Here is a 1131-nt window from a genome sequence, read left to right as displayed (position 1 = left end):
GCTCGTCGAAGCCCGAGGCAAAAGAAAGACTGTCCGTCAACAAAAAGCCACCTGCGCAAATCACTTCCAGGTTGCGGAGATTGAGATCCGCATTTTGGCTACAGTTAAACGAAATCAGCGAGTTGGCAAAGCGTTCGGCTGCTTCTATGCGATTGGCAGCTTTGATGAGGATAGGCAAACCCGCTTCCTTCAAAGCCTGCACAAGTCGGGAGCGTCTGGGGTGCCGAGAGCCTTGCTGGCCAATGAAGACAATTTGGTTTTCTCTCGCTTCTACCCACTCGTGGGTGATAGGGCGCATGGAGATAAGGGGCAGCCAGGCCAGGTTTTCCAAGCCTGCTGCAGCAAACCAGTGCAGGTGCTGGCGGTTGTAGGCGGTGGTCACGTAGTCAAAGCCTTCAGTAGCCCAGTAGGCTAGGAGGTGATTGATGGGGAACTCCCAATGGTGAGTATCGCCAGCCAGTAAGACGGTTGGGCAGCTAAACTTTTTGGTGCTGAAAGGATTACTGTAGTCGAAGCTAGAGGTCCAAACAGCAACTAAGTCAAATTCCTTATTTGCAATCTGTTCAGATTGCTGTACAAAGTCGTAGAGGTCATAATCTCCTTCTGGGCACTCCACTAGGCCGCCGGTGAAGTTGACAAAGCCTAACCCAAATCCCTTTGCTCTTGCCTTGGGACAGAGGGTTACCTGCCGGTCTGAAAGCAGAGGGGGCGGGATGTAGTCGGGTGGAGCTGGCCAGTTGAGAAGAATACGCGGAGCTGCGGCCTTGGTACCCTTCATTTTTTGATCCTTCGCTCGGGCAGTCCGTAGGAGCTTAGCAGTCCTAGGTTATGAAACGGTTATAAAGCCAGCTCTACTCCTCAGGGATCCGTCAAAGCCCTTGTTTAGGCCGCCCCTGCAGCTTTCTAGAGCTGGATCGATAACTGGCAACCCTAGCTTGCCCTGGAAGTCGGGCTAAAGAAGAAGGGATCCCTTGACCCTCTATCTACGATAGGCCATGGGCAGCCCCGCCGTTGATAGGCCGGATCTGGCCTACCTACCCAAGCGGCCACCTGCCGAGGTCAAGTAGGAGCAACGACGAGCAGAGCACCTGGCCCAAAAGCTGCGGGAACTAGGGGTGAATCCGGGTACAT

1 pseudogene is annotated in these 1131 nt (G+C 54.0%); it reads right to left on the bottom strand.

The annotated features are described in order from the left end of the window. Positions 1-778, bottom strand: a pseudogene (locus NW844_RS12840) (glycosyl transferase family 1); the annotation flags it as partial. Positions 779-1131 lie beyond the last annotated feature (353 nt).

The organism is Synechococcus sp. H55.2 (assembly GCF_047462495.1).
Lineage (GTDB): Bacteria > Cyanobacteriota > Cyanobacteriia > Thermostichales > Thermostichaceae > Thermostichus.
The sequence above is the reverse complement of the archived record's forward strand: the minus strand, read 5'-3'. Positions and strand labels throughout refer to the sequence as shown.